At 42.8% G+C, this 3819-nt stretch carries 2 protein-coding genes and 1 pseudogene; all 3 read left to right on the top strand.

Annotated features, from left to right (window positions below; translation table 11 throughout):
- Nucleotides 1-1918: pseudogene (locus tag ACE418_RS13345) on the top strand (hypothetical protein); the annotation flags it as partial.
- A 47-nt stretch (nucleotides 1919-1965) separates the two neighbouring features.
- The gene (locus tag ACE418_RS13340; protein WP_416451067.1) at nucleotides 1966-2349 is read left to right on the top strand and encodes a hypothetical protein; all 384 of its coding nucleotides are present in this window, start codon (nucleotides 1966-1968) and stop codon (nucleotides 2347-2349) included.
- A gap of 31 nt (nucleotides 2350-2380) precedes the next feature.
- Nucleotides 2381-2914, top strand: a complete 534-nt coding sequence (locus tag ACE418_RS13335; RefSeq protein ID WP_416451066.1) for a hypothetical protein — start codon at nucleotides 2381-2383, stop codon at nucleotides 2912-2914.
- The last annotated feature ends 905 nt before the right edge of the window (nucleotides 2915-3819 follow it).

Here is a 3819-nt window from a genome sequence, read left to right as displayed (position 1 = left end):
TATCTATGCCGGTGACCAAGGGTATGATGTGGATGTGAATAAGGATACCCAACTCAAAGGGGCTGTCATCGCCAGCACGGCCGATGCCAACCGCAATCACCTGACGACCGGCCCCCTGCACCTGGAAGACATCCAGAATAAGGCCGCTTATGACGTAAAAAACACCGGTGTGGCTTATAACCACTATGCGTCAGGCCAGGAACGCAACCAGCATTTCAATGAAACCGGCCTCACACCGGATATTTTGCCAGGCACCGCTAAAGATGCACATTCCGTCACCCGGTCAGCCATTTCCCAGGGGACGATTCAAGTCACCCAGGGAGTCACGGATGTGACGAAAATCAACCGCGATATAGCCCATGCCCTACAGACGCTGGATCACATCTTTGATGAGCAGAAAGTAGAAGAACGGCAGGAACTGGCCCGGCTCTTTGCGAAAAATGCAGATGAACTACTCCATTACTATGACCGCGACGGCAAATTCGATAAAGCCCTGGCTCATGGCCTCGTAGCCGAAATCACGAGCCAGATTGCTGGAAATAAGGCTGGCAGTGGCTTTGCCGCGGGCATGATGAATGAACTGCTCATTAATAAGATTAAAGAATGGGTGGGAAATGCCCCGGCCAAGGCCCAATGGATCAGTGCGGCCCTGGGCGCTACTGTCAATGCAGCTGTCGGCAAGAATATCCAGACAGGCGGTGCGACAGCACAATATGGGACGAAATGGAACGTTGTCCTTGTTGCGCCGGTGGCCTATGAATCCACCTTATTAGCTGTGGGAGCAGTTGTTACCACAGTTAGTTTCATTGGAGATAAGGTTTATCGAATATATCATAATTTAACAGATGATTCTTATATTTATGTTGATACATCTGGCGATGGCAGTGTTACTGGCCTTACATATATGGACTTATCAGGTACACAGGTAGGACTTGACATTGATTCGGTATTACCCTATCCAAATCTTGAAGATAGTTCCCCCAATGAAGAAACTGGAGGCGCTGATGAAAGCATTCCTGAAAATGGCAACAATTATAATCCAGCGCCATTACCTCCTCCTGTGACGAAGCACCTAGAAACGGATCCGACTACGGGCCAGGTCATTGTTGCTTATTCAGACGGAAAATATGAAATTACAAATGATATGATTTTGAATGGAGTAAAGTATACAATGGCGGGTATTGACAAGTTTAATCGAATCTTTGGAATCAGTGCGGATGGTCAAAGGGCATATTTTCCTAATCAATATAATATCGGAGGTAATAGGACTGCTACATCCACTGGTATTCGTGATTTATATGGACACCTTATAGGTACAGCAAACGATACAGGGGAATCCGTGAAGCTAAATGACTGGATCATAAAGAATGGCATTCATGCTTGGTATCTTCGTGATAATAAGTTAACAGGAGAAATATTAGTCACTGATGGAATGGGAGAATATGGAACTGGAGAATATCGAAATGGGGAACCCAAGACAGTGGAAATTGCGCCTATGCCGCCCAATCCAAACAATCCGAATCCGTTAGAAATCCCTATGCCGGATCAGTCAAAAAATCAGGATGATTATTCAGATGATACGGCATATCTGTATAGTAAAAACTTTAGTAAGGCAACAAGCGAATATGCATTGGATTTGATAGGAAAGAAATATTATGGACTCCCGAATTTAGGAAAAGCAGTATTCACTGGGGCTGGTTCTGTCGAAGATTATTTACACGGGGATTCTCCGGAAGAAATTTTTTGGGATGTTTTTGAATCTGAATTTATGGGAAAGATAGGTAAAGGTGTCGGTAAAAAAGTATCCACATCAACACACTTCGATATTAACCCGGAATTTACATCAAATATAGCGACTTCAATAATTGATACATATAAAGATAAGAAAAAGAATGAAGAAGAGAAAAACAAAAAGTGAACTGTTGTAGAACTTAATTAGATAAGTCACTTATAAGGAGTAAATGCATGTTACATGATAAGACGATTTTTTCGGTTTCTATATTTACAGTAACTTTTGGGTATATAATATGGCTTTTTCTAAAAAGTATTAATAAAACTTATTTATACTATTATAAATATAGTGTTCCTTATTTATTAGGAGGAGTAGTTTCAGGAATATCTATATTGGGTATTGTGGCAGCCATTATATTAGATGGTATTAGTGGTGAAATTTTTTTTGTATTGTTTGGACTAGGATTTATGTTATTCTCTTATGCTGAAAGTAACTTAGATAAGCATATTCACGATGCAGATTCATATAAAAAGCATCGGAAAGAAATATTTTATTTTCTTAAATATTCACTATTATTGGCTATAGTTATGTTTCTAAAAAAAATGTTAAATCAATAATATTAAATATCTATATTAGTAGGTGATAAAAATGAAAAAATCAATGCATTTAATAGCTATTGTTGTTGCCGTCGGAGCCGTTGCTTTACTTTATCCACACATAAAGCCTCTAGTGGCGGAATATCGGCAGCCTGCTGAAAAGACGAAGGTCGTTCAAACCATTAAGGGAAAGCCGAAAGAAGGCATCGTCAGTGCTTATGTACCGGATCAGCCAGTAGAAGATGATGGCGGGTATCATGCGCTCGTTATTGATAATAGCAATAATGAAAACCCCGTGTACGCACGCCTTTGGACAACCGGTGAGGATGCTCATCCAATCCGTGCTTTCACGATTTATGAGCATGGAAGTTTTAAAATGGAAAATCTGCCATCCGGTACTTATGAACTCCGTTTCAAGATGCTTTATGAGGGCAACGATGCTGTCGATGGCTATAAGGTTGATGGGATTGTATTGGAGCCCAAACAAGTAGAAGGTGGCGTCAGTTATCCTACGTACACCCTGCAAATAGCCCTGCGCAATGGAAAAGGAGAAGCCTCGAAACATACGTTAGCTAGCGACGTGTAAATATTAGATGATTCATTTCTTTAATTTCTAACCTACAATATTGTTGGCTATCGTAGGTTAGCTTTTGTATAGCAGTTACTACCAGAAGTATTTTACTCATTGGATATATAGAGCTATTTGTACTATTAAAATGATACATATAAGGCTGATTGAACTGATTTTCCGGGAATTTGGAGATGGCATGCAAGAGGTCAGGAGTTCGATTCTCCTTATCTCCACCATAAAGAATACGATAACCACGTGGTTTATGAGCCGCGTGGTTATTTTTTTACGGCCTGCGTTCATTTTCATCGCCTATATGCGATACCGTAGGGGCCGTCCCAACGGGCGGCCCGCCGCGAATCATGGAGATAGCCGGAATTTATGATGAGCGACACATGGTCGTAATATAATCGTGAGTTTAACGCGGCGAAGCCGTATTGTAGGGGCGCCCCGTGGGGCGCCCGCTACGCGCTGAGGATTTCCCGAAGCGTCGTTGTTAGTTTGAGTTTATAGCGGCGAAGCCGCATCTGAGTCCGAGAAAAGGCCGTGGCTCGTTGTTCGTAGCTTGTAAAAAACGCCATTATACTCGGCTAGGCTGTGGTGAAGCCTCACAGCGGGCCGCCAGCCACGGCTGTCCGTTTTGGCAACCGTCCTGAACCTCCCGCTGGTCGGCACCTGACGGGCCAAAAAGGCTTTCGGGACGGCCCCTACGCAACGGCTTCAAGCCGTATTTTTTTACGACCGGTGTATTGTTTTCATCGCTTCTATGCGATAGCCGGAATTTATGACAAATGGATTCCCTTATTTTTATCCCAGTTTCGCTAGAAGACTCCTTCCTCTTAGGTAGGGGATGAATGGCGATGGATTTCGCAGGTTCGATGCCTGCGAAATCCACCCTATGTCTTTTCTGTCTTAGCCTTTTC

The organism is Megasphaera jansseni (assembly GCF_047974155.1).
GTDB lineage: Bacteria > Bacillota > Negativicutes > Veillonellales > Megasphaeraceae > Megasphaera.
The sequence above is the reverse complement of the archived record's forward strand: the minus strand, read 5'-3'. Positions and strand labels throughout refer to the sequence as shown.